The sequence below is a fragment of the Streptomyces sp. NPDC060049 genome (genome assembly GCF_042736715.1).
Taxonomy (GTDB): Bacteria; Actinomycetota; Actinomycetes; order Streptomycetales; family Streptomycetaceae; genus Streptomyces.
The window spans coordinates 78,963-103,840 of record NZ_JBHWVV010000011.1 but is presented as its reverse complement, the minus strand read 5'-3'; the positions used below and the strand labels follow the sequence as shown (position 1 = coordinate 103,840).

Sequence of the window (24,878 nt, the reverse complement as noted above, 5' to 3'; positions counted from 1 at the left end):
CGCCCCGCCCTCGCGGCTGGAGCTCGGCTCGCGGCTCCCTCGCGCGAGTGGGTGGATTCCCACGGCGGGGTGAAGACCGGATCACCCGGCGACCTCCACCGCGGCCGTGGTGTAGGTCATGGGGCCTCGGGCAAGGCGGCCGCGATCCCGGCCGCCAGGTCGTACGGATCACCGCTCGGCCGGTCCGGGTGCCGGGTGGTCAGCCGCGCCCACGCCTCCTCGAAGGCGTACCAGTCGATCGCCTTCGGGGGGGTCCGCCGCACGAGCGCCTCCTCCAGCGAGGCGAAGTAGGAAGTCCACCGCCGTGCGTACAACTCCGAGACGAGACCGGACCATTCGCGGTTCGCGTAGTCGTGCAGGAAACCGCCCTCGCTGGTGCTCTGCCGGCCCCACACGCTCAGGATCGAGCGGGCGTCGTACTCGTACCGGTCCTTCTCGGCCCCGTCCGCGCCGTGCGAGCGGGCTGCCGACAGCCAGGAGCCGAGCAGGAAGTTCGGGTCGGATCCGACGAGCTCGTCCAACTTCGCCTGCCAGTGCGCCCATTCGGAAGTCAGCCGGCGGAAGAGGGCCAGGTCCTTGGCCTCGTAGGCCGCCTTGATGCGCGGCAGCAGCACCCGCGAGTGATTGGCGAGGGCCTGCCGGGCGGTGTCCACCAGGTCGAAGCGGTAGGCGCTGGAGCCGCGCAGCCGCGGGTCCACCTTGAGCAGGTGGCCGAGGGCGCGGCGCACCGAGCCCGCCGGATACCGCAGCGCCTTCGGACTCCAGTACGCCGATCCTGCCGCCGTCAGGCTCGGCCGGGCGGTGAACAGGCTGTCCTGGGACTCCGACCACAGCCCCGAGGAGGTGCTGTACGGTCCCGTCCGCAGCTCCTCCCACGCCGCCGCGGCCTCGGCGTCGGGCCGCCCGTACCGGCGGCCCGCGAAGTCCGCGAACCACCGCCGCTGGTCGATCGGGCCCGGCTCCCACGCGAGGTCCGTGAAGAGGTCGAAGCCGGCAGGGTTGGTACCGGTGGCCTCCGGGAGGTAGGCGGTGCCGGTCAGCGCGCTGTCGGCCTTCGCGCGCCAGGACCCGAACCGGTCGATCCACACGGAGGTGTTCGCACCGACCGTCGTGTGGCCGCCGAAGTTGTAGATGCTGCCCATCGCGTACGGGGCGCCGCCCCAACGGGCCTCACGGTCCAGGCGGTTGTAGCGGTCCGACAGCCCGTCCAGGATCAGCAGCTTCGAGGTGTCCACCCCGGCCAGCAGCTCCTTCGTCGGGTCGTCCTGCCAGCCCAGCACCGCCCACAGCGCACCGGGATGGGCCGCCCACAGGGCCTGCTGCACGGCCCCGGCGGCCTTCTTCACATCGACCGAACCGGTCTGACCGCCCTCGTGCAGGGGGCTCATCCGGTACATCGTGCTGTCCCCGAACACCGCCCGCTGCTCGGCGTAGTAGTCGGCGGCCAGCTTCGCGAAGGCCGGGGAGGCCGGGTCCAGCCAGTCGGGCCGGTCGAAGCCGGCCCAGTCGCCCTGCGGCACGGTCACCGCGCCCGGGTTGCGCTGCGCGAAGGACGGCGGCACGGTGCCGAAGTAGCCGGGCAGCACCGGGGTCATGCCGAGGTCGCGCAGCTGTTGGGCGATCCTGGCACCCGACTCGGCGCGCGTCCTCATCAGCTGTTCGGTGACGGGGCCGCCGAAGCCGCTGAGGTTCTGCAGCAGCCACCAGCTCTGGTGGCCGGGGCCCGGAATCCACTCGCGCAGCTCCTCGGCCGTATAGCCGAAGCGCTGGAGCGCCCGGTAGTACGGGTACTCGGCGCCGACCTGGACGAACACCTCGTTGACGCCGTGCAGGGCGAGCAGGTCGATCTGCCGCTGGTGCTCCTCGAAGGTGCGGTACGGCCCCGAGTACCCGTCGTCGGTGTCGTTCAGGGCGTACCGGTGCGCCACCAGCGCGCTCCGGGTGACCGGGGCGGGCACCGCGGGCAGCTCGGCGGGCAGCATCCCGATGCTGTCGCCGGGCCAGCCGATGTCGGCTCCGGCGACGTGCTGGAGGTACCAGCCGGCCCCGGTGAGCAGGGTGGCGCCGGTGGAGCCCCGGACGGTGACGGCGCCGGCCGACCCGGAGACGGTGAAGGTGTCCTTCGCCGCCGTGGGGTCCGCCACCAGCGTGAACTGACCGGCGTGCCGCGGCAGCAGCCGCTGCAGGGCGGCCCGCGCGGGGGAGGCGTCGAAGACCCGCCCCCCGTGTCCCGCGCCTGCGGCCGCGGGGGGCTGGACACCCCGGGCCGTGGCCCCGGGAGCGGCCCCCGCGACCGCCAGGGTCAGCAGGGCCGCGGGCAGCGCGGCAAGCGTGACGCGGCGGCGCACCCGTCCGGCCCGGCCGCGTCGTGGGGTGGGGCCCGGCATAAGCGTCGTCCTCGTCTCGGTCGTGTCCGCCGGCCTCGGCGGATCGGGCAGGGGCTGGATGCACCTCTGATGACCCGTCTGCGGGCCCATGGGTGCGGACCGTCAGACGGGCAGCGCCCAGACCTGGTCGACCCGGTGGTCGCCGCAGGGGGAGAGCCCCAGCCGCTCGGCGGGGGCGCCGGGCTCGGCGGGGACCGCGGCGGGGGCGGGCGCCGTCAGGCAGAGCCCGCTCGCCCGGTCGACGAGGGTTCCGTCGCGGTGCGCGCTCCAGCCCTGCCCCGGACCGCGGCGCAGGTGGTCGGACGAGCAGTCGGCCAGCTCGACGAGCCCGTCCGGGCCGGCCGTCAGGCAGTCGCCGGCCAGGCGCAGGGCGCCGTCCCGGGCCACGGTCCAGCGCTGGTCGGGCGCGCCCGTGCAGGCGGCCATCACGACGGCGCCCACCGCTGTGGTGTTCGCACCGTCGGCGCAGGCGGCGCCCTGGCCGGGACCCTGGCCGGTGATCTGGCCGGTGGGCACGGCCGGGGCGCAGCCGGCGCGCGGGGTGAGCCGCCAGACGCCCGTGTCGTGCGCGGCCAGCGTGCCGGTCAACGCGCCGGAGACCTCGCGGACCTCACCGTTCCACAGGTCCTTCGCGGCGACCGTGCAGGAGGACAGCCCGACCTCGTCGAGCGGTACGCGGATGGAGCGGACGGCGCCGGAGCGGTTGAGCACGGCGACGGCGCGGTCCCCGTTCGCGAGCGGCCGCACCAGGATGTCGAAGGTGGTGTTGGAGGACACCACCGCGCCCTGCCGGCCCATCGGGTCCTGGTCGAGCGCGATCAGATCGGTGTTGCCGAGGGCGGCGAGGCCGGCCCGGTCGAGCTCGGAGACCTGCGAGGACAGGATGAACGGCGCGGCCATCATGGCCCACAGGCCGACCTGGCTGCGGCTCTCCGCCCCGGTGAGCCCGGGGGCGCCGGCGATCAGGAAGTCGGGGTCGTTCCAGTTGCCGGGGCCCGCGTACCGGCCGAGCCAGCGGTTGTAGCCGTAGTTGCCCATGACCGAGCTCCACCGGGAGGTGTTCGGCGCGGCGGGCTTGTACACCTTGATGTCCCGGCCCTCGCGCCAGAGCTGGCCCGTCTCGCCGACCCAGTCGAGCACTTTGTGCCAGTCGGCGCCGCCCCACTCGCCCTGTTGGAAGTAGGCGGGCGCGGAGGCGGAGAGCACCATGTCGCGCCCGCTGTCGCGCAGCGCTTTGGCCACGGAGTTGTAGGCGTCGCGGTAGGCCTGCTCCTTCGTGGCGCCCTCGGGCACCCACAGGTTGCAGCCGTCCATCTTGACGTAGTCGACTTCCCAGGAGGCGAACTGCCGTGCGTCGCGGGCGTAGTGGTCCGGTCCGCCGCCCTCGGGGGAACCGCTGCCGGGGTAGCGCTCGCAGGTGAGGTGGCCGGCGTCCTGGTAGATGCCGAACTTGAGCTTCCTGGCGTGCAGGTACGCGCCGAGCCAGGCCATGCCGTGCGGGAACTTCTCCGTGTCGACGACGAGGTTGCCGTCCGCGTCGCGGCTCTTGGTCATCCAGCAGTCGTCGACGGTGACCGTGTCGTAGCCCTTGGCGGCGAGGCCGGTGGACACGAGCGCGTCGGCGTTCGCCACGACCTTGGCCTCGTCGATGTCGCACATGTAGTGCGCCCAGTTGTTCCAGCCCATCGGCGGGGTGAGGGCGAGCGGGGTGTCCGAGGTCGCGGTGGGCTCGGCCGCCGCCGGGGCCGGGCACAGTGCGAGGGCGAGCAGGGCGGCCGCGGTCAGACAGGGGAGCGACGCACGCAGGCGAGGCGGCACGGAGTCTCCTTGACGTGGGGGCTGTCGCTCGCCAGTGCAGCGGTGTGACTACCCTCTGTCAACATAAGTCGCGGATTATGCGCCAATGACCAGCAATTTGGGTGCACGTACGAACGCGCGCACAGATCGGAGCAGGGCGCGGCGAAGTGTGTGACAGTGGCTGATACGGTGTATCTCATGCCGAGAAGATCAGCGGCCCTGGACCGCGCGACACCCGAGGCGATCGCCGCCGCCGCCCTGCGGATCCTCGACGAGCAGGGGCCGGCCGCGCTCAGCTTCCGCGCGCTCGCCGACCGGCTCGACGTCTCGCACGCCACCGTCCAGCGGCGCTGCACCGACCTCGCGGGCCTGATCGACCTCTGCACCGAGCACCTCGCCGCCCAACTGCCGCAGGTCCCCGCCGGGACCGGCTGGGCCGAGGCCACCGAGCAGCGGTTCACCGCGCTCTACCGGCTCCTCGCCGCGCACCCCGGGCTGCCGGCCCTGCGCGGCGGCCGCCCCTGGCTCGGGCGGCAGCTGCTCGCGCGGCTCGTGGAACCGGCGCTCGCCGACAGCGTGGCCGCCGGGATGACCCCCGCCGAGGCGATGACCGCGTACCGGCGGATGTATTTGCTGACCCTGGGCAGCGCCGCCTTCGTCGAGCACCGGGACCCCGCCGGAGCCACCGCCGCCTCGCGCGCCGCGCTCGCCGCCCTGGACCCGGCGGCCTTCCCGGTGCTCGGCGGCGCGCTGGCCGACGTACTGCCCGCCCTGACCGACCACGAGGTGTACTACGGCGCCCTGCGCCAGCTGATCGAGGCGGCCCGGCCGCCCGGCGCATGACGGCCGGGACCCGCCGGCCCGCCCCTTCGTGGAACACGCGTGAACAGAGGAGTGAGTCCGTGGAACAGCAGCTCGACTACGCCGCCGTGCGCGCCGCCGCCGACCGGATCGCCGGGGCGGTACGGCCCGTCACGGTGATACCGGCGGGCGCGCAGGGGGTCTCGTACGCGCTGGAGTACCTCCAGCACACCGGCTCCTTCAAGGCCCGCGGCGCCCGCAACTTCCTCGCCGCCCACCGCGCCGCCGGCACCCTGCCCGACACCGGGGTCACCATCGCCTCCGGCGGCAACGCCGGCCTCGCCTGCGCCTGGGCGGCCCGAGCCGGATCCGTGCCCGCCACCGTGTTCCTGCCGGCCACCGCGCCGCGCGTCAAGGTGGAACGGCTGCGGGGCTACGGAGCCGACGTACGGCTCGTCGGCGACCGTTACGCCGAAGCGCTCGCGGCCTGCCGGGAGTTCGCCGCCGCGAGCGGGGCGCTGAGCAGCCACGCCTACGACCACCCGCTCATCGCGGCCGGCGCCGGAACCCTGCTCGACGAGATCCGCGGCGCCCTGCCGGGCCTGGACACGGTCGTCGTCGCGGTCGGCGGCGGCGGGCTGTTCGCCGGGATCGCCGCCGCCGCGCGGGAGCACGGCGTACGGGTCGTCGCGGCCGAACCGGAGAACTGCCGGGCCCTGAACGCGGCCCTGGAGGCCGGCCGTCTCGTGGACGTGGCCGTGGACTCGGTGGCCGCCGACTCGCTGGGGGCGACCCGGGTCTCCGCGGACGCGCTGGCCGCCGTACGGGCGGGGAACGCGGAGTCGGTCCTCGTGCCGGACGCGGCGATCACCTCCGCCCGGCGCGCGCTGTGGGAGGAGCACCGCATCGTGGTCGAAGCGGGCGCGGCCACCGCGTTGGCGGCGCTGCGCGTCGCTCCGCGGCCGCCGGGGGAGCGGGTCGCGGTGGTGCTGTGCGGCGCGAACACGGATCCGGCGGACCTCGGCCGCGCGCCGTCCTGAGAGGTCACGGGGGGTGGGCGGGGAGGGCCGGCCGGGCGGCGGTGGTCAGGCGGAGCGGTCCTCGCGGACCACGACGACCGTGCTGGCCGCGTACTGCACCACCTGCTGGCTCACCGATCCCATCAGCGCGCCCTTGACGCCCCCGTAGCCGCGGGTCCCGACGACCGTCATCGCGGCCTCCTGCGAGGCGTCCACCAGCACCTGCGCCGCCGGACCCTGTTCGACCCGGCGGAAGACCGGAACGCCGGGCGAGGTGCCGACCGCCTCCGCCACGGTGTCGGCGAGCCGCTGGCGGGCCGCCTCCTCGGCGGTCACCAGCACGTCCTGTGCCGACGGGCTGATGCCGAAGGGGTTGGTGTTCCACTCCCAGCTCATGACGGCGTGCACCCGGCCGTCGATGGCCTTGGCCTGGGCAACTCCCCAGCGCAGGGCCTGCTTCGAGTGGTTCGAACCGTCGACGCCGACGACGATCAGGGGCTCGGTGTTCTGGCTCACGATGATTCCTTGCAGTTCGTCCGAATGGTCGTTCTCATCCTGTATACATGCCTCACTCCGTCCGACCTCGAACGACGTTCGTCGTGGGAGCCGAAGACTTTGGAGAACAGCGGGGGGACGCGGCCGCTTGCGAGAGTCGTCCCGACGGACGGGAATCGTCCGTCGGCACGGACGGGAATCGTCCGTCGGACGCACGAGGAGCGGGACGTGGCACGACGCAATGGATGTCTGATCGGCTGCCTGGTGGCCGTGGTTCTGGGGATCGGGATGCTCGTTCTCCTGCTCTTCGGGATAGGCAAGGTCGCCGACGTGGCCGACAAGACCCTCGTCGACCCCCAGGTGTACGAGGCCGTCAAGGTCGGCGACCCCGAGACCCAGGTCCGCGCCGACCTGCCGTCCGGCCGGACCTTCGTCGAAGCCGCCCTCAAGGACGGCGGCCCCGCCCAGCCCGCGGACAGCCAGTGCTCCTGGTACGTGTCCAGTGCCGGCGAGGCCAACACGGTGCTGCGTTTCTGCTTCAAGGACGGCAAGCTCGCGGAGAAGGCCGACTACCCGATGAAATAGGGCTTTTGGTCCTGTTCCCGGCCCGGTGGTGGTGGTCGCGCGCCACCCCGCCACGCCGTCTGCGCTGTTCCCTCTCCGCTACGCCATCGCCTGACGGAGCCTCGCGACCGGTGGTGCCAGCCGGGCGGCCGTGCCCGCCGGGAGCCGGCCGGTCCGGGCGTCGATCCAGGCGAGCACGGCGGCGCGCTCGTCGGCGTCGCACATCGAGAGGTGGAACAGCAGGTGCCGCCAAGCGCGGGCCGTCCGCTTCGGGGTGGCCGTCCGGCGGCGCGTCGCCCCCGCGAACGCGGCCCGGGCCAGGGCGTCCCAGCCGGACCGGGGGTATGCGCCGGTCTCGTGGACCAGGGCGGCGAGATTGCAGGCAGTGAGGACCCGCACCTGCTCGATCACCGCCGGGTCGGCGGCGAAGACGGTGGCGGGGCCGTACGCCGGGTAACCCGCGCGTACGGAGCACAGTCGGGCGAAGCCGTCCCGGTCGTCGGCGTCGGCCAGCTCCCGGACCGCCGCGTAGTCGATGCCGTGGAAGCGCTCGTACGGCGTCCCGCGCAGCAGTCCGGCAGCCACCCGCGCGGCGGACACGACCTCCGCGGTCGCGACCCCGAGGTCCCGCGAGCCGAACGGCTCGGTGACGAACGACGCGTCGACCCCGGCCCCCCGGGCCAGCGCGGACAGTCCCCGCACGAGCGGCGGGGCCACGTCCGCCGTGGCGTCCGCCGAAGCCTCCAGGGCGAAGTCGGCGAGTCCTCGCAGCGCGGCGCCGAGCGCCGCCGGCCGCGGGGCGGGCGCTCCCGCCACCGCGCGGATCCAGGGGCACGCGGCGAGGCGGGTCGGCTCCCAGAGGTAGGAGGTGTACCGGTGGGCGCCCTGGTAGAGCTTGGTGAGCAGAGTCAGCAGCGCGGGGTCGGCGACCTCCGGGTGGTACCCCTCGACGAGGGCCGCCCCCACGGCCCGCGGCACGCGGACGGCGGACAACCCCGACTGCCACGCGGCCCGGCTCTCCTCGGCCGCCGCCAGCGCGGCGGGCGGTTCGGCGCCGGGTACCGGGCCGCCCCCCGCGGCTCCGGCGAACGGGCCCCGCAGGAGAGCGGCTTGGCGAACCTGTTGCTGCCGCAGCCGGGTGTGCTCGGCGGAGCCGGGCCGGCCGCGCTTGGCGACCATCGACGCCACGGCGGCCCGGAGCGACGCCGCTTGACCGGGCGGCGGTTCGCGGCCCGCGACCCTCTCCTCCAGTGCCCGGCGCAGGACCGCCGCATTCGACTTGGGCGCGCGGTGCCGGCCGGTCAGGGGGTGGGCCGCCGCCAGGGCACCGTAGCGCTCCAGCAGGGCGGCGCCCTCCGGAAGCGGGGCGCGGGCGCCGTCCGCGTACGCGCGCAGCCAGTACGAGAGCAATTCGTCCTCGAAGGGCCGCCACACGGTCAGCGCCTCGCGCTGCGCCGCGACGGCGCGGTGCGGCCGCTGCCGCGCGAGCAGCCGGGCAGCCTCGCGGGCCGGGCCGGTGACCTCGGGGCCCGTGGTCCCGGGGCCGCTGTGGTCGGGGCCCGAGGCCTCGGGGCGCGGTGTGAACGGCAGACGGTCGGCGAACGGCTCCAAGAGCCCCGCCAGTTCGGCCGCGTCGTCCGGACGGTCGGCCCGCAGCAGCCACGCCACGCACAGGAGCGCGGCCTCCTCCGGCGCGTGGATCTCGTAGCGCCCGCTGTCCAGGAGAGACCACAGGCGGGCGATGCCGGGCCCGGACACGCCGTCCGCGAAGAGGGCACGCCGGCTCTGCGGTACGCCGACCAGCCGGGCGGCTTCCCGCTCGTAGGGCCGCAGCCGGGTGTGTGCCAGGCCGGGGGTGGCCCAGGAGGGCAGGGCGACCTGCGGTGGCGTCGTCGTGTACTCGTTCATCGCCGGCGTGGCAGGTCCTGCCCCTGCGCCCTCCGAATGTGCATTTCGGTGCTCTGGCTGCTGAGCTACACGCCGTGCCGCCGAATCTACATCGGCACGGCTCGCGCACACCATAGGGAATCAGAGCGCCGAAGCGTGGTAAAGCGATGAGGGCGTGTTTTCGGGAACGGGCGATAAACGGTCAACCTCCGACGGGCAAACAGGTTGAGTATTGCGTCGATCGCGCCAGAATTTTTACGCACTGAAGCGCATCAGCGCAGGTGGAAGCGGGGACGATAAAGTGAATTTCGGACGGTTCGGCGCCTCCTGAGACCATTCGAGTCATACGGGTACCTGCCTCCCTGACTTCGGTCGCATTGACGAGAACATGGTTTCGGGCGACTTTGGGCGCAGCGCTCCGGCGACGAGGCCGGACTCCCCGAAGGCGGCGACGATGACCGGTAAGAACGTGAAGCGCAGCGCCCTCACCACCCTCCTGGCCGGCACGCTCCTCGCGAGCTCCGCGTGCGGCGTCAGCGGTGGCGCCGCGGACGTGGAGGAAGGGGAGAAGACCGGAAAGGTGTCAGGGCGGATCACGTTCCGGACCCTCCAGCTCAAGCCGGCCTTCACGGCCTACGTGCAGGGCGTCATCGACTCCTTCGAAAGCAAGTACCCCGACGTCGAGGTCACATGGGAGGACGTGCCGGGCGGCGGCTACAACGAGAAGCTCGTCGCCGACGCCCAGGCGGGCGCCCTCCCCGACGTCGTCAACCTCTCCACCGACAGCTTCCAGCTCCTCGCCGACCGGGGCATGCTCGCCGACGTGGCCAAGCTCGACCCCGGGACGGCCGAGGAGTACGTCCCCGGTGCCTGGGAGCAGTTCAAGCTGCCGGGCAAGGGGGACAGCGTGTTCGCCTATCCCTGGTACGTGACCCCGGAGATCCTCACGTACAACAAGGAGCTCTTCGAGAAGGCGGGACTCGACCCGGCACAGCCACCGACGACCGTCGAGCAGTTCTTCGACTGCGCCGAGCGGATCGCGGCCCGGTCCGGCGGGCGGTACTCCGCCTTCATGGCCGACCCGAAGGGGCGGCTGCCCGGAGACTGGCAGAAGATGGGCGTGCCGATCCTGAACGCACGGCAGGACGCCTTCACCTTCGACACGGGCAAGGCCGTCGCGTGGGTCGAGCGGATGAAGGACCTGTACGACAAGGGCGCCATGCCCAAGGAGTCGCTGCTCACGTCGGACGACATCAACCAACTCTACGGCGGCGGGAAGCTCGTCTTCGGTCCCGGCTCACCGGGCTTCGTGAGGGACATCAAGCAGAACGCCCCGCAGATCTACGCCGGCACGCAGGTCGCGAACGCCGTCACCGGCACGCTCGGCCACATCGGGATCTACGCGCAGTCCCTCGGCATCAGGAAGGACGGCAAGCACCTGGACGCGGCGGCCGAGTTCGCCAAATGGGTCACCAACGGCCCCAACCAGGTGGAGTTCTCGAAAAGGGCGACGATCTACCCGTCGAACGCCGTCGGCCTGGCCGATCCTTACTTCTCCGACAAGGGAGACGGCAAGGACGCGGAGACCCTGGCGCGCGCGGTCGGCGCGGAACAGCTCAAGAGCGCCGACCTCGACGCCAACACCCCCGTCCAGTGGACCAACCAGGTGGGTGACGCGGTCGTACGCGAGGTACAGAAGGCCATCACGGGCGAGCAGGACGCCAAGACGGCCGTGCGCAAGGCCCAGGAGGAGGCGAACAAGCTGCTCGCCAAGACGGGCCGGAAGTGAGCGCGGCCGAGCGGGCCGAGCGGGCCGCTCGATCCAAGCGCGCAGAGCGGGCCGAGCGGGCCAAGTACGCCGAGCGGGCCGTGGAGGCCGATGCCGGGCCGCGCCACCGCACGTGGTGGACCCCGTACCTCTTCCTCGCCCCGGGCCTGGTGATGGTGACGGTGTTCAGCCTCTGGCCGTTCGTCAACACCGTCATCCTCTCCTTCACCGACGCGCAAATCCTGCGCGGGGGAGGCTTCGTCGGCTTCGGCAACTACACCCGCGCCTTCGCCGACCCCGACTTCTGGGTCGCCACCGGCAACAGCGTGCTGTACCTCGTGGTCGTCGTCCCGTGCCTGGTGCTCCTCCCGCTGGCCCTCGCGGTCCTCGTACGCAAAGAGGTCCCCGGCATCGGCTTCTTCCGCTCGGCGTTCTACACCCCGGTGATCGCCTCGGCGGTGGTCGTCGGCCTGATCTGGCAGTGGGTACTGCGCAGCGACGGCCTCGTCAACACGCTGTTCCGCGGGCTCGGCGTCATCGCCGAGCCCATCCCGTTCCTGACCGACAGCACGATGCTGCTGGTCTCCGCGATGATCGTGACCGTGTGGAAGGGCCTCGGCTACTACATGGTCTTCTACCTGGCGGCCCTCGGGAACGTCTCCGCCTCGCTCTACGAGGCCGCGGCGCTCGACGGCGCCGGCCCCGTCCGCCGCTTCTTCAGCATCACCGTCCCGCAGGTGAAGCCGATGATGCTGCTCGTGGCCACCCTCTCCGCCATCTCCGCGCTCCGCGTCTTCACCGAGATCTACATCCTCGGCGGCGAGAGCGGAGGTCCCGGCGGCGGCGCCCGCACCCTGCCGTTCCTCATCCGGCAGGTCGGTCTCGGGTTCGCCGGCGAGACCGGGTACGCGGCGGCCCTGTCCATCCTGCTGTTCCTGCTGACACTGGTCTTCAGCCTGCTGGGCCGCCGTCTGTCGAAGGGGGACGAGAGTTGAGCGGCCCGGCCTCCCCCGGGAGCGAGACGCGCCGGCGCGTCGGAGCCGAAGCCCGCAGGTACCGGGTCGGCCTCGCCGTTCGGTACGCCACGCTCGTCCTCATGCTCGTGATCACGCTCGGGCCGATCGTCTGGCAGTTCCTGACCTCGATCCGCGGCCGCACCGAGAACGTGTACGACGGCGTGCTGCCCTCGCGGCCCACCCTCGACAACTACGTCCGGGTCGCCGAGTCGTTCCCGCTCTTGCAGTACGTCGGCAACACCCTGACCGTGGCGCTGCTCGCCGTCACCTCGAACATGCTGTGCGCGGCCATGGGCGGCTACGCCCTCTCCAGGGCCGGCTGGAAGGGCCGCGAGGCCGTCTTCACCGTGCTGGTGGCGACGCTGATGTTCCCCTTCGAGTCCGTGATGATCTCGATGTTCCTCACGGTCCGCGGGATGGGCCTGGTCGACACCCTCATCGGGGTCTGGCTGCCCGGCGCCGTCTCCGTCCTCAACATCATGATCATGCGATCGGCCTTCCTCACCGTTCCCAAGGAGGTGGAGGAAGCGGCGCTCATCGACGGCGCGGGCGAGTGGACCCGCTTCACCCGGGTCTTCCTCCCCGCCGCCAAAGGAGCGATGGCCGTCGTCTGCATCACCAGCTTCATGGGCGCCTGGGACGACTTCCTGTGGCCGCTGCTGGTGCTGACCGACAGCGACAACTACACCCTTCAGCTTGGCCTGAAGACCCTGGCCGGCGCCACTACCGTCAGCGACCAGCGGACCATCGCCGCCGGGGCGATGGCCGCGCTGATCCCGATGATGCTCCTCTTCTTCGCCCTCCAGCGGTTCTTCTTCAAGGGCGTGGGCGAGGGAGCCGTGAAGACCTGACCCGAGCCCGCCCCCCCGTCCTCCCCGCTCGACCGCACGATGTACCCGTACCCCCTCTCCCGGAGTGGAGCAGCCGTCATGCATGACGACCGCAGCATCACCGAGCACCGCCTGCGCCGTGTCCTCAAGGAGCGCGTCAAACCCGCCGTGCGCTCCCGCTCCGTCCCGCTGACCGTCGAGCGCTGGGAGGCCCCCGGCGAGCCCGTACCCGTCGCCGAAGGCCTGGCGGCCCCGTACGGACCCTGCGCGATCGGCGACACCTGGGGCCCGGCGTGGGGCACCACCTGGTTCAAGCTCACCGGCGCCGTCCCGGCCGATTGGGCGGGACGCACCGTCGAGGCCGTCCTCGACCTCGGCTTCGACCGGATGATGCCCGGCTTCCAGTGCGAGGGCCTGGTCCACCGCGCCGACGGCACGGAGGTCAAGGCGCTCAACCCGTACAACGACTGGGTGCGCGTGGCCGACCGGGCGGCCGGCGGGGAGTGGATCGAGTGGTACGTCGAGGCCGCCTCGAACCCGGTCCTGGTCGACCACTCGATCACCTACGAGGGGGACGAGCGGACCTGCGGCGACCAGCCCCTCTACACGCTCGCCCGGATGGACCTCGCCGTCTTCGAGACCGAGGTCTGGGAACTCGTACAGGACCTCGAAGTCCTCTACGACCTGATGACGCAGCTCGACGAGGGCGAGGCCCGGCGCTACGAGATCCTGCGCGCCATCGACCGCGCCCTCGACGCGGTGGACCTGTGCGACGTCCCCGGCACGGCGGCCGCGGCCCGCGCGCGGCTCGTCGGCGTACTGGCCGCCCCCGCCCACGCCTCCGCGCACCGGATCAGCGCCGTCGGCCACGCCCACATCGACTCCGCCTGGCTCTGGCCGCTGCGCGAGACGGTGCGCAAGGTCGCCCGGACCGCGTCCAACATGGTCAACCTGATGGACTCGCACCCCGAGTTCGTCTTCGCCATGTCGCAGGCCCAGCAGCTCGAATGGATCAAGACCTACCGGCCCGAGCTCTTCGAGCGGATCAAGAAGAAGGTCGCGGACGGACAGTTCGTGCCGGTCGGCGGCATGTGGGTGGAGTCCGACACCAACATGGTCGGCGGCGAGGCCATGGTCCGCCAGTTCCTCTACGGCAAGAAGTTCTTCATGGACGAGTTCGGCATCGAGACGAGGAACGTCTGGCTGCCCGACTCCTTCGGCTACACCGCCGCGATGCCGCAGATCGTCAAGCTCTCCGGCTCCCAGTGGTTCCTGACCCAGAAGATCTCCTGGTCCCAGGTCAACAAGTTCCCCCACCACACCTTCTGGTGGGAGGGCATCGACGGCACCCGCGTCTTCACGCACTTCCCGCCGGTCGATACCTACAACTCCGATCTGGGCGGCGTCCAGATGGCGCACGCGGCCCGCAACTATCAAGAGAAGGGGCGGGGTTCGCGCTCACTGGCTCCCTTCGGCTGGGGCGACGGAGGCGGCGGCCCCACGCGCGAGCACCTCGCCCGGGCGAAGCGGCAGCGGGACCTCGAAGGCTCCCCGCGCGTCGAGATCGAGCGCCCCGACGCGTTCTTCGAGAAGGCGCGCGCCGAGTACGCGGACGCGCCGGTCTGGGCCGGCGAGCTCTACCTGGAGCTTCACCGGGGCACCTACACGTCCCAGGCCAAGACCAAGCAGGGCAACCGGCGGAGCGAGTCGCTGCTGCGCGAGGCCGAACTGTGGGCGTCCACGGCCGCGGTGAAGGTCCCCGGGTACGCCTACCCGTACGAGGACCTGGAGCGGATCTGGAAGACCGTGCTGCTGCACCAGTTCCACGACATCCTTCCCGGCTCCTCCATAGCCTGGGTGCACCGCGAGGCGCGCGCGACGTACGGACGCGTGCGGGAGGAACTGAGCGGGATCACCCTGGCGGCGCAGACGGCGCTGGCGGGCGAGGGCGAGGAGCGGCTCGTCTTCAACTGCGCCCCGCACGCCCGGCGCGGCATCCCGGCCGGCGGCGCGGGACTGCCGGCCGCCGCCGGGCACCCCGTCACCGTCGGGGAACGGGCGGGCGGCGGGCGGACCCTCGCCAACGGGCGTCTGCGCGTGGAGATCGACGGCCGCGGCCTGATCGTGTCCGCGTACGACCTGGAGGCCGGCCGGGAGGCGGTCGCGCCCGGCGCCGCGGCGAACCTGCTCCAGATCCACCCCGACTTCCCGAACATGTGGGACGCGTGGGACATCGACGGCTTCTACCGCAACAAGGTCACCGACCTGGTGGGCGTGGACGCGCTGGAGGTCACCGAGGCCGGTGCTTCGCACGCCACGGTACGGGTGACCCGCTCGTTCGGCTCCTCCTCGGCCGTCCAGACGCTCACGCTCAGGGCCGGTGCCAAAACCGTGGACATCGTCACGGAAGTGGACTGGCACGAGACGGAGAAGTTCCTCAAGGCGGCCTTCCCGCTGGACGTGAAAGCCGAACGGTCCGCCTCCGAGACGCAGTTCGGCCACGTCCACCGGGCCACCCACACCAACACCTCTTGGGAGGCGGCCAAGTTCGAGATCTGCGCGCACCGCTGGATCCACGCGCAGGAGCCGGGCTGGGGCGTAGCCGTCCTCAACGACTCCACGTACGGCCACGACGTGACCCGCGACGTGCGGCCCGACGGCGGCCAGACCACCACCGTCCGGCTCTCCCTCCTGCGGGCCCCCCGCTACCCCGACCCGGAGACCGACCAGGGCGCGCACACCCTGCGCTTCTCGCTCGCCCCGGGCGCGGACATCGGCGACGCGGTCCGCGAGGGCCACGCGCTGAACCTGCCCGAGCGCGTCGTGTCCGGCGCGGGACCGGTGGCGCCGCTCGTCGCCGTCGACACGGACGCGGTGGTCGTCGCCTCGGTCAAGCTCGCCGAGGACCGCGGCGGCGACGTCGTCGTCCGCCTCTACGAATCCCGCGGCGGACGCGCGAAAGCCACCCTGAGGGCGGGCTTCCCGCTGGCGGCGGCCATCGAGAGCGACCTCCTGGAGCGCCCGGTGGAGGGCGCGGCCGTCGGCGCCGCCACCGCGGACGGCACGGTGGCCCTGACCCTGCGCCCGTTCCAGATCGTCACGGTCCGCCTCCACCGGGCCTGACCTGAACGCCGCCGCGGGGCCGGCCCGGTCCGATCTACCCGCTCCGGGGCGGCCCCGCGGGGGAGGCGAGCGCGCCGGTGCCGTATCTTCTGCCCTTCTGCCTGCCTGCCTGCCTGCCTGCCTGCCTGCCTGCCCGCCCGCCACCGTCGGCGGGCTTCTTCATGCCATCACCGTGCACCCGTGGGGGGTCCCTCGTCATGTCCTTCGCCACCGCGAAACAGCCTCTGCTCGGCGCGCCCCCGGCGCGCTCGCTGCTCCGCTCCCCGAAGGGGCTGGCCACGGCGCTGACCGTGCTGCTCGGCTTGTGCGCCGCGACCCGCCTTCTCGCCGTGGCCGCCGGGCTCAACCGCTACCGGGCGCTGGACAGCTTCGCGGAGTTCATGGGACTGGGACGGTCCATGACGTGGGTCACGATGGCGACGAGCCTGGTCATGCTGGCCATGCTCCCCACGGCGGTGGTCTTCATCATCTGGTTCCACCGGGTCCGGGTGAACGCCGGTGTGTACGCCCAGGGGAAGTTCCGGGGTGGCGCCGGCTGGGCGATCGGGGTCTGGTTCATCCCGGCCCTGGGCTGGACGGTGCTGCCCTGCATGATCGCCCAGAAGGTATGGGCGACCACTGCGTCGCGGCTGCCCGGCAAGGCCGCCCTGGCCTCGCCCGCCCCCGTCTTCGCCTGGGCCGGGGCGTTCGCCGCGGCGATGCTGGTGTCGCTCGGTGCCGGCCGGTTCGCCGCAGGCGCCACGACCCAGAGCGCCGTGCGCGAGGCCGTCCTCCTCGCCGCGGCCTCGGACCTGCTCTACGCCGTGGCGGCAGGCCTGGCCGTCCTCTTCGTCCGCCGCCTGTCGGCCATGCAGTCCGGCGTCTGAGGCGGCTCCCGGCCCGAGTGCCCGGCGCCGGAGGGCGCGGCCCGGGGCATGCCGCGCCGGGCGTCGGGGATGCGGCGGCGGAGTTCCGGGGCGTGAGCTCCGCCACAGCTTTCCGCCTGCTGGGCGCCGGGGCCCGGGAACGGCGGGTCCGGGGGTCCGAGAGACCCCCGGACCCGGTTTTGCACCTAGTTGCAAAATAAGCGCCCGCTCGCTAGAACAGGTTCATCACCCCCGCGCGAGGAGGCGCCCCCTCATGAGTTCCCAGAGCCGGTACCCGCACCTGTTGAGCCCCCTGGACCTCGGCTTCACCACCCTGCCGAACCGCGTGATCATGGGCTCCATGCACACCGGCCTCGAAGAGCACGAGCGCGGCTTCGAGCGCCTCGCCGCCTTCTACGCCGAGCGCGCCCGCGGCGGCGCCGGTCTGATCGTCACCGGCGGCATAGCCCCGAACGACGCCGGTCGGCCCTTCGAGGGCGGCGCCCGCCTCACCACCGAGGAGGAGGCCGCGGAGCACCGCGTGGTCACCGAGGCGGTGCACGAAGCGGGCGGGAAGATCGCCATGCAGATCCTCCACTTCGGCCGCTACGCCTACCACAAGGACCTGGTGGCCCCCAGCGCGATCCAGGCACCCATCAGCCCCTTCGTCCCGAACGCGCTCACCGACGCCGAAGTCGAGCGCACGGTCGAGGACTTCGTCCGCGCCGCCCGCCTCGCCAAGCTGGCCGGCTACGACGGCGTCGAGATCATGGGCTCCGAGGGCTACCTGGTCAACGAGTTCATCGCCGCCGCCACCAACAAGCGCACCGACCGCTGGGGCGGCGCGTACGAGAACCGCGTGCGCTTCCCGCTGGAGATCGTCCGGCGCACCCGCGCGGCCGTCGGCGAGGACTTCATCCTCATCTACCGCCTCTCGATGCTCGACCTGATCCCCGGCGGCTCCACCCTCGACGAGGTCGTCCGCCTCGCCAAGGAGATCGAGGCGGCCGGCGCCACCATCATCAACACCGGCATCGGCTGGCACGAGGCCCGCATCCCCACCATCGCCACCTCCGTTCCGCGCGGCGCCTACACCTGGGTCACCAAGCGGCTGATGGGCGCGGTCTCCGTTCCCCTCGTCACCAGCAACCGCATCAACACCCCGGAGATCGCCGAGGAGCTGCTCGCCGACGGCCGCGCCGACCTGGTGTCGCTGGCCCGCCCCTTCCTCGCCGACGCCGACTTCGTGGCCAAGGCCGCCGCCGGCCGCTCCGAGACCATCAACACCTGCATCGGCTGCAACCAGGCCTGCCTCGACCACACCTTCAGCGGCAAGATCACCAGCTGCCTGGTCAACCCGCGCGCCTGCCACGAGACCGAGCTCACGCTGTCCGCGACCAAACTGAAGAAGAAGGTCGCCGTCGTCGGCGCCGGCCCGGCCGGGCTCGCCTGCGCCGTCTCCGCCGCCGGCCGCGGCCACGCCGTCACCCTCTACGAGGCCTCCGGCCACATCGGCGGCCAGCTCGACATCGCCCGCCGCATCCCGGGCAAGGAGGAGTTCGAGGAGACCATCCGCTACTTCGGCACCCAGCTCGTCGAGCACGCGGTCGAGGTCAAGCTGAACACCCGCGCCGACGTCGAGACCCTGCGCGGCTACGACGAGGTGGTCGTGGCCACCGGCGTCACCCCGCGCACCCCCGACATCGAGGGAGTCGACGGCCCGAACGTCCTCAGCTACCTCGACGTCCTGCGCGACGGCGCCCCCGTCGGCGAGCGCGTGGCCGTCCTCGGAGCGGGCGGCATCGGCTTCGACGTCGCCGAGTTCCTCACCGACAGCGGCGAAGGCGCCTCCCAGGACCCCGAGGTCTACTTCCGCCACTGGGGCGTGGACACCTCGTACGCCGGCCCCGGCGGCCTCACCGCCCCCGACCGGCCCGCCCCGCCGCGCCAGGTCCACCTGCTGCAGCGCAAGACCACCAAGGTCGGCGCGGGCCTCGGCACCACCACCGGCTGGATCCACCGCGCGGAGCTCAAGCACCGCGGGGTCGTCTCCGTCGCGGGTGCCGCGTACGACCGCATCGACGGCGAGGGCCTGCACATCACGGTGGGCGGCGAGCAGCGCCTCGTACCCGCCGACACCGTGGTGCTGTGCACCGGGCAGGAACCGCGCCGCGACCTGTACGAGGCCCTGCGCGCGGCCGGAGTCGAGGCGCACCTGATCGGCGGCGCCGACGTGGCCGCCGAACTCGACGCCAAGCGGGCCATCCGGCAGGGCACGGAACTGGCCGCCGCCCTCTAGGCCGGCAGCGCTGTGACCGGCGTCCCCTCGGGGCAAAGGTGTTGTGGCGGTCCGGTCCGGGCCGCCACAATCGACCGGTGAATCTGACACCGGCAGACGCGGAAAAGATCCTCAACGACAACTTCGCCCCGTGGGTGCTCGCACTCGGGCTCACCGTCCAGGAGACGGGCGAGCGGCACGCCGTGCTCAGGCTGCCCTGGTCGGACACCCTCGCCCGCGACGGCGGCGGTCTGTCCGGCCAGGCCCTGATGGCCGCCGCCGACACCGCCACCGTCATCGCGGTCTGCGCCGCGCGCGGTGCGTACGGCCCGATGACCACCGTCCAGCAGTCCACCAGCTTCCAGCGGCCGGTGGTCGGCGCCGACGTGCTGATCGACGTACGGATCACCAAACTCGGCAAGCGGATGGCCTTCGCCGACATCACCATGACCGCCGAGGGCGCGTCGGAACCGGCCGCGAAGGCCTCCACGGTCTACGCCCTGCTCGGGTGAGGGGCCTGCGTCACAACAGGTCCTTCACCGTCTTCTGGCTCGGCCAGGCGCTGTCCGTTCTCGGCGGCTCCGTCTCCCTGCTCGCCCTGCCCCTGCTCGTCCTCGAAGTCACCGGGTCCCTCGTCGGCATGGGCCTGATCACCGCCGTCTCCGGAGCGGTCGCGATCGCGGCGGGAACCTTCGCGGGCCACGTCGTGGACCGGGTGGACCGCCGGCGGCTGATGATCGGGTGCGACCTGGCGCGGGCGGCGCTGCTGGGCTCGCTGCCGCTGATGTGGGCGTTCGGCGGTACCCGGGTATGGCTGCTGTACGTGATGACCGCTCTGGTCACCGTACTGAAGACCCTGTTCGACGTGGCGTACGTGACCGCCGTGCCCGCCCTGGTCGAGCCCGGGGACCTCGTCGCCGCGAACGGACGGCTGATGGGCACCTTCGCCCTCGGCACGCTCCTCGGGCCGGTCGTGGCCGGCTTCCTCGTCGCCGGGGTGGGCGGCGCCTGGGCGCTGGCCCTGGACGGAGCCACCTTCCTGGTGTCGGCGGCCAGCCTGGGGTGGGTCCGGTTCGCCGTGCGCGAGGAGGCGGGGGAGGCCGGGAAGGCGGGGGAGGCCGGGGAGCAGCCGAAGGGGAACTCGCTGCACGAGGTGTTCGTGGTCGGCTTCCGCTTCCTGTGGGCCCACGCCCTGCTGCGGCCGCTGACCGTCCTGCTCACCCTGCTGACCTTCGTCACCGTCGGCGCCACCGACCTGTTGATCTTCCGGCTGCAGAGCGACCTCGGTCGGGACGCGTCGACCGTCGGCTACGTGATCGCCGCGAGCGGCGTCGGCGTCGTCTGTGCCGCCTTCGCCGCCGGGCCGCTGCGCCGCACCCTCGGGTTCGGCACCTGCTGGCTGGGCTCGACCGGGCTCATCGGTGTGGCGGTGGCGGCCATCGGGCTCAGCCGCAGCGTGCCGGTGATCGCGGCGATGGCGGCCGTCTTCATGTTCGGGATGACGCTGGGCGGCGTCTGCTCCATGACCCTGCGCCAGGAGGTCACCCCGGACCACTTGCTCGGCCGGGTGACCTCCGCGTTCTGGACGGTGCACAACGCCTCGGGCCCGGTGGGGGCCGCGGCGCTCACGGCACTCGCCGCACGGCACGGGGTCCCGGCCGTGAGCGTGGCCGCGGGGGCGCTGTGCCTGCTGATCGCCGGCTCGGGGACACTGACCCCGCTGCGCGGGAGCAGAACCGGGCCGCCCGGGAAGCCGGAGGCGCTCCCCGGCCCTGATCCGGATCCGGCCGCGCGGCCGGCGGCGGGTGAGGGGGCGGGTCAGGGGGCCGCTCGGGAGGACTCCTCCGTCACCGTGCCGCCGCGACGGCCGCGGCCGGGCGGAGGCCGGTGACGGCCCGGGCCGGCGCGCCGCCGCCCGGGCCGCCGGCGCGGCCTCAGAACCGGTTCGGCCCCGAGGGCGGGAACGGCAGCGGCTTAGCCGGAGCCCCGTCCGGTCCGGGCCGGAGCGAGGAACGACCGGGAACCGTACGGCAGTTCACGTCCTTGGCCGGGAGCCTGCCCGTGACGAGGTAGTCGGTGACCGGTGCGTTGGCGCAGGACTCGGGGTCGGCGAGGTACACGCCGTGGCCCTCACCGCCCAGCGCCAGCACCATCCTCGAGCCCTTCAGCGACCGGTGCAGGCCCTGGCCGCTGACCAGCGGGGTCTGCGAGTCCCACTCGTTCTGGACGGTCAGTACGGCGGCCCGCTTCTTCATCGGGGTCGCCGCCTCGACGGGCCGCTGCCAGAAGGCGCACGGCTTGATGTTCGAGGCGAAGTCCCCGTAGAGCGGGTACGCGGCCTTGTCGCGGACCGCGTCGCGCCGGTACCGCTCGGGATCGCGGGGCCAGGCGTCCGTGTCCCCGCACACCACGCTCCAGAAGACGGCGGTGCCGTTGTCGGAGGCCGGTTCGGAGGCCGCCGCCGTCTTCCCGGTGAGCGCCCCCCTCATGTCGAAGTCCGGGCCCAGAGCGGAGGCGCCGCCCGGCTTCCCCTCGGCGGCCTCCTTCAGCGCCACCACCAGCGGCGTGGCGTCGGCGGGAGAGAAGAACAGACCGCGTGCGGCCCGGATGTCGTCGCCGCCGAACTTCTGCCCTTGGAAGTCGATCGGCTCCCGCTCGGCGCGCGCCACCAGGTCCCAGAAGGTCGCGGACACCGCCGCCGGGCTGTCACCGAGGTGGAACTGGTCCGCGCGCTCCGCCGCCCAGCGCGTCCACCGGGCGAAGGCCGGCTCGGCCTCCGTCGCCCACACCCGGATCATGTCCCGCCAGATCCGGTCCGGGTCGACCCCGCTGTCGAGCACGAACCGGTCGGTGCGGTCCGGGAACATCTGCGTGTACACCGCGCCGAGGTAGGTCCCGTACGAGTACCCCAGGTAGGAGATCTTCCGCTCGCCGAGCACCGTGCGGATCGTGTCCATGTCGCGCGCGGTGTTGCGGGTGGTGATGTGGGGGAGCACCGAACCGGCCTTCTCCCGGCACTTGTCGGCGACGGTGCGCGCCCACGCCACATCGGAGGGGTAGGTGTCGGGACGGTACGCCCGGTCGAAGTTCTGCTCGGCGTCGGTCAGTCCGCAGCCGATCGGGCTGCTCGCGCCGACCCCGCGCGGGTCGAAGCCGATCAGGTCGTACCGCTCGGCCACCTCCCGCGGCAGCGCCTCCTGGAGGGCCAGCGGCAGGTCGAGCCCGCTGCCGCCAGGCCCGCCCGGATTCGTCAGCAGCACCCCGTGCCGCTTCGCCGGATCCGTGCTGCGCAGCCGGGATATGGCGAGATCGAGCGTACGGCCCGCGGGGCGGCGGTAGTCGAGCGGCACCTTGATGGTGGCGCATTCGTACGAGGCCGGCTTGTCGGCGGCGCACCGGTGCCAGGCGGGCTTCTGCCTCAGGTACTCGGCGTCGGCGGCCGCGGCGGCGGCCTGGGTGGCCGCGAGCAGCGGTACGGAGCTCGCGAGGAGCCCGGCGGCGGCGAAGAGGGATGCCAGTCGTTTCTTGCGCACGAAGGGCCGTTCCTTTCGGGAGGGCGGTTGTCGCCCCACCCTGTGGCATGCGAAGGCCCGGGCGAATCCATCCGCAGGGTGGGTGGTCCTCCTTCTCACGAACGACCCGAATTCCGGACAATCGGCCGACACGCCGATGGTGTTGTCGTCGCGTCAGGGCAGGGGACGGCCTCGCGCCGTGTAGTCGGGCGTGCGGCACCGTAGCAGCCATCCGGGGTGTTGTCCGGATGTTTGTCCAGTCGTGATGGGCCTTCGGGAGAGGAGCCCGATCGGGCATTAGCGTCCCGTGGCACCCGGGGGTCCGGCAGAGCGGCGCGCGGCCGCTCCAGGCCCGGACCGGGAGCAAAGGAGGCACAGTGCTGTCGATCCGCCGGTCGAGCGTCGCAGGAATGTCGGTCGCCTCGCGCCACGTGATGGGAACGGGCATCGTCATCGGCGCCCTCGCCCTCACGTTGATCGCGCTGCTGATCCCCGTGCGGAGTTTCGGCGGCAGAGCCGTCGCGGCCGCCCCGGCCCCGGTCCTGGCCGCGGACGACGACGGAGGCGGTGTCATGAGCACCGGTTTCGGGCCGCTCACCCCGCAGGACCGCGACTTCGTCCGCAAGGTCCGGCTCGCCGGGCTGTGGGAGCTGCCCGCGGGCCGGCAGGCCCAGGACCGTGGCAGCCGTCAAGCGGTGCGGACGGCGGGTGAGCACCTGGTGGAGGGGCACACCGAGCTGGACCGGCGGGTCCTGGAGGTCGGCCAGGCACTCGGAGTCGAGCTGCCCGACGTGCCGAGCGTCCAGCAGCAGGCCTGGCTCGACCAGTTGAACCGGGCCCAAGGCTCCAACTACGAGAGGTTGTTCATCCAGCTGCTGCGCCGGGCGCACGGCAAGGTCTTCACGCTCGTCGCGCAAGTCCGCGCGCAGACGCGCAACTCCATGGTCCGGGAGCTGGCCACGGACGCCAACACCACGGTGCTGGACCACATCTCGGTCCTCGAAGCCAGCGGGCTGGTCGACTTCGACGGCTTGGCGGACGCGGTGCCCGCGCCGGGCGCCCCCTCAGCCGGCTCTTCCGCCCCCGCCACCCATTCCACCCATTCCCAGCCGAGGAAGTGAAGTGATCGCATGAGCGTCAAGGACAGTACGGGGCCCCGAGGAGGGGTTGGCCACAAACGCCGACTGCGGCCCGCCTACAAGGCCCTCGCACTCGCGGCCGCGCTGGCCCTGGGCGGCGGCGGGGTCGTCATCGCCGCCCAGGGCGCGTCCGCGGGCCAGGACGCGGCGCGCTCGGCGCCGGTCACGTCCACGATCGACTGCCCCGACGTGGGGGACCGGCTGAGCGAGGTGCCCGACCAGGCGCGGAGCGAGGTGGACCAGGAACTCGCCGGTCTCGACACCCAGATCGCCGAGGCCTACGGACGGCTCTCCACGGGCCGGGCGCGGGCGGACGCACTGCTCGGAGAGCTGAAGGAGGAGCGGAGCGAGACGATCGGCCGGGTCTCCGAGGCGATCGGGCGCAGCGCCGCCCGCCCCGACGGACTGGAGGAGCTGAGCGCCTGCGAGATGAAGGAGGCGCCGGCCGCCGACGGTGACCTCGCCCGCAGCGCCGCGGGCGCCGGTGTCAGCGCCGACGGCGCCGCGAAGGGCGGTCCGGCACGCGCCGACTTCGTGGCCATCGGAAAGGTGAAGCCGAACGTACGAAAGCCTGCGGTCAAGGCCGGTGCTTCCAAAGGCTCCTTCGCCGTGCAGTGCGGCCGCAACGAGGAGCGCCACCTCAACCCCGACAACGTGATCGTCGCTCCCGGGGTGAGCAACGGCGCCCACCACATGCACGACTACGTCGGCAACAAGATCGCGGACGCCTTCTCCACCAACAACAGCCTGGCCGCGGCCGGCACCACCTGCACCAACGGCGACCAGTCCACCTACTACTGGCCGGTGCTGCGGCTGCGCGACGGCAAGGCCGAGAAGGACGCGGCGGCGCCCGGCGGCGGCCAGGACGCCAACGTGGGCACCATCTTGCAACCGAAGCAGGTGACGATCGAGTTCAAGGGGAGCCCCGTGTCCCGCGTCACCGCCATGCCCCGCTTCCTGCGGATCATCACCGGTGACGCCAAGGCCCTCACCAACGGACCGGCCAACGCCAACGCCTCCTGGAGCTGTACCGGTTTCGAGAACCGGCAGCTGAAGGACAAGTACCCGCTCTGCCCCAAGGGCAGCGACGTGGTACGGACGTTCAACTTCCAGAGCTGCTGGGACGGCAAGAACACCGACAGCGCCAACCACCGTACCCACGTGGCCTTCGCGGGCCGCGACGGGTCCTGCCCGGCCGGCTTCAAGGCGGTCCCGCAGCTCGTCCAGCGGATCGTCTACTCGCTGCCGCCCGGCGCGCGCTTCGCGGTGGACAGCTTCCCCGAGCAGCTGCACAAGCCGGTGACCGACCACGGCGACTTCATCAACGTCATGTCGGACCGGCTGATGGCCGACGCGGTGCGCTGCGTCAACGGCGGGCGCACCTGCCGCTGACACGCCGAAGGCGGTGCCGGTCCGA

General features: G+C 72.5%; 18 protein-coding genes. 13 read left to right on the top strand and 5 right to left on the bottom strand.

Going from position 1 to position 24,878, the window contains the following annotated elements; translation table 11 throughout:
- Window positions 1-116 precede the first annotated feature (116 nt).
- Complete coding sequence (locus ACFWBY_RS21735) at window positions 117-2,387, bottom strand: alpha-N-acetylglucosaminidase (RefSeq protein ID WP_385333704.1); 2,271 nt, start codon at window positions 2,385-2,387, stop codon at window positions 117-119.
- A 102-nt stretch (window positions 2,388-2,489) separates the two neighbouring features.
- A complete protein-coding gene (locus ACFWBY_RS21730; RefSeq protein ID WP_385333708.1) occupies window positions 2,490-4,205 on the bottom strand; it encodes a ricin-type beta-trefoil lectin domain protein in 1,716 nt (571 codons plus the stop codon).
- A 177-nt stretch (window positions 4,206-4,382) separates the two neighbouring features.
- Between ACFWBY_RS21730 and ACFWBY_RS21725 the strand changes: the two genes are divergently transcribed.
- Complete coding sequence (locus tag ACFWBY_RS21725; RefSeq protein ID WP_385333711.1) at window positions 4,383-5,027, top strand: TetR/AcrR family transcriptional regulator C-terminal domain-containing protein; 645 nt, start codon at window positions 4,383-4,385, stop codon at window positions 5,025-5,027.
- A 59-nt stretch (window positions 5,028-5,086) separates the two neighbouring features.
- Window positions 5,087-6,025: a serine/threonine dehydratase gene (locus ACFWBY_RS21720; protein WP_385333714.1), complete on the top strand. Its 939-nt coding sequence runs from the start codon at window positions 5,087-5,089 to the stop codon at window positions 6,023-6,025.
- Between the two features lie 45 nt (window positions 6,026-6,070).
- Here the strand turns inward: ACFWBY_RS21720 and ACFWBY_RS21715 are convergent, their stop codons facing one another.
- Complete coding sequence (locus tag ACFWBY_RS21715; protein WP_385333717.1) at window positions 6,071-6,520, bottom strand: universal stress protein; 450 nt, start codon at window positions 6,518-6,520, stop codon at window positions 6,071-6,073.
- A gap of 207 nt (window positions 6,521-6,727) precedes the next feature.
- Here ACFWBY_RS21715 and ACFWBY_RS21710 point away from each other — a divergent pair, with 207 nt between their 5' ends.
- On the top strand, window positions 6,728-7,084 hold the full coding sequence (locus tag ACFWBY_RS21710) for a hypothetical protein (RefSeq protein ID WP_385333720.1): 357 nt from the start codon (window positions 6,728-6,730) through the stop codon (window positions 7,082-7,084).
- Window positions 7,085-7,162: 78 nt separating this feature from the next.
- Here ACFWBY_RS21710 and ACFWBY_RS21705 read toward each other — a convergent pair whose 3' ends face one another.
- The gene (locus tag ACFWBY_RS21705) at window positions 7,163-8,971 is read right to left on the bottom strand and encodes a hypothetical protein (RefSeq protein ID WP_385333723.1); all 1,809 of its coding nucleotides are present in this window, start codon (window positions 8,969-8,971) and stop codon (window positions 7,163-7,165) included.
- A gap of 433 nt (window positions 8,972-9,404) precedes the next feature.
- On the opposite strand from ACFWBY_RS21705, the gene ACFWBY_RS21700 reads away from it, so the two are divergent.
- From ACFWBY_RS21700 to ACFWBY_RS21665, 8 genes are all read left to right on the top strand, one after another.
- Entirely contained in the window at window positions 9,405-10,739 is a 1,335-nt protein-coding gene (locus tag ACFWBY_RS21700) for an ABC transporter substrate-binding protein (RefSeq protein ID WP_385333726.1), read from the top strand.
- A gap of 152 nt (window positions 10,740-10,891) precedes the next feature.
- Window positions 10,892-11,713: a carbohydrate ABC transporter permease gene (locus ACFWBY_RS21695; RefSeq protein WP_385333796.1), complete on the top strand. Its 822-nt coding sequence runs from the start codon at window positions 10,892-10,894 to the stop codon at window positions 11,711-11,713.
- Window positions 11,710-12,585, top strand: coding sequence for a carbohydrate ABC transporter permease (locus tag ACFWBY_RS21690; RefSeq protein WP_385333729.1), 876 nt, complete (start codon window positions 11,710-11,712; stop codon window positions 12,583-12,585). Before ACFWBY_RS21695 ends, ACFWBY_RS21690 begins: the two co-directional genes overlap by 4 nt.
- Window positions 12,586-12,663: 78 nt before the next feature.
- On the top strand, window positions 12,664-15,687 hold the full coding sequence (locus ACFWBY_RS21685) for an alpha-mannosidase (RefSeq protein WP_385333732.1): 3,024 nt from the start codon (window positions 12,664-12,666) through the stop codon (window positions 15,685-15,687).
- A gap of 197 nt (window positions 15,688-15,884) precedes the next feature.
- Window positions 15,885-16,553 (top strand): DUF4328 domain-containing protein, encoded by a 669-nt coding sequence (locus tag ACFWBY_RS21680; protein ID WP_385333735.1) that lies wholly within the window; start codon window positions 15,885-15,887, stop codon window positions 16,551-16,553.
- Window positions 16,554-16,806: 253 nt separating this feature from the next.
- A complete protein-coding gene (locus ACFWBY_RS21675) occupies window positions 16,807-18,831 on the top strand; it encodes an FAD-dependent oxidoreductase (protein ID WP_385333738.1) in 2,025 nt (674 codons plus the stop codon).
- 77 nt (window positions 18,832-18,908) lie between these two features.
- A complete protein-coding gene (locus ACFWBY_RS21670; protein WP_385333741.1) occupies window positions 18,909-19,322 on the top strand; it encodes a PaaI family thioesterase in 414 nt (137 codons plus the stop codon).
- Entirely contained in the window at window positions 19,319-20,701 is a 1,383-nt protein-coding gene (locus ACFWBY_RS21665; RefSeq protein ID WP_385333744.1) for an MFS transporter, read from the top strand. Before ACFWBY_RS21670 ends, ACFWBY_RS21665 begins: the two co-directional genes overlap by 4 nt.
- 43 nt (window positions 20,702-20,744) lie before the next feature.
- Here the strand turns inward: ACFWBY_RS21665 and ACFWBY_RS21660 are convergent, their stop codons facing one another.
- The gene (locus ACFWBY_RS21660; protein ID WP_385333747.1) at window positions 20,745-22,343 is read right to left on the bottom strand and encodes an alpha/beta hydrolase; all 1,599 of its coding nucleotides are present in this window, start codon (window positions 22,341-22,343) and stop codon (window positions 20,745-20,747) included.
- Between the two features lie 389 nt (window positions 22,344-22,732).
- Here ACFWBY_RS21660 and ACFWBY_RS21655 point away from each other — a divergent pair, with 389 nt between their 5' ends.
- Entirely contained in the window at window positions 22,733-23,443 is a 711-nt protein-coding gene (locus ACFWBY_RS21655; RefSeq protein WP_385409686.1) for a DUF4142 domain-containing protein, read from the top strand.
- A gap of 9 nt (window positions 23,444-23,452) precedes the next feature.
- Window positions 23,453-24,853 (top strand): DUF1996 domain-containing protein, encoded by a 1,401-nt coding sequence (locus ACFWBY_RS21650; RefSeq protein WP_385333753.1) that lies wholly within the window; start codon window positions 23,453-23,455, stop codon window positions 24,851-24,853.
- Window positions 24,854-24,878 lie beyond the last annotated feature (25 nt).

Excerpts from the sequence above, each read along its gene's own strand:
- ACFWBY_RS21680 (WP_385333735.1), top strand. The coding sequence starts at position 15,885 with ATGTCCTTCGCCACCGCGAAACAGCCTCTGCTCGGCGCGCCCCCGGCG.
- ACFWBY_RS21650 (WP_385333753.1), top strand. The coding sequence starts at position 23,453 with ATGAGCGTCAAGGACAGTACGGGGCCCCGAGGAGGGGTTGGCCACAAA.
- ACFWBY_RS21655 (WP_385409686.1), top strand. The coding sequence starts at position 22,733 with ATGTCGGTCGCCTCGCGCCACGTGATGGGAACGGGCATCGTCATCGGC.
- ACFWBY_RS21695 (WP_385333796.1), top strand. The coding sequence starts at position 10,892 with ATGGTGACGGTGTTCAGCCTCTGGCCGTTCGTCAACACCGTCATCCTC.
- ACFWBY_RS21685 (WP_385333732.1), top strand. The coding sequence starts at position 12,664 with ATGCATGACGACCGCAGCATCACCGAGCACCGCCTGCGCCGTGTCCTC.
- ACFWBY_RS21735 (WP_385333704.1), bottom strand. The coding sequence starts at position 2,387 with ATGCCGGGCCCCACCCCACGACGCGGCCGGGCCGGACGGGTGCGCCGC.
- ACFWBY_RS21700 (WP_385333726.1), top strand. The coding sequence starts at position 9,405 with ATGACCGGTAAGAACGTGAAGCGCAGCGCCCTCACCACCCTCCTGGCC.
- ACFWBY_RS21725 (WP_385333711.1), top strand. The coding sequence starts at position 4,383 with ATGCCGAGAAGATCAGCGGCCCTGGACCGCGCGACACCCGAGGCGATC.
- ACFWBY_RS21705 (WP_385333723.1), bottom strand. The coding sequence starts at position 8,971 with ATGAACGAGTACACGACGACGCCACCGCAGGTCGCCCTGCCCTCCTGG.
- ACFWBY_RS21675 (WP_385333738.1), top strand. The coding sequence starts at position 16,807 with ATGAGTTCCCAGAGCCGGTACCCGCACCTGTTGAGCCCCCTGGACCTC.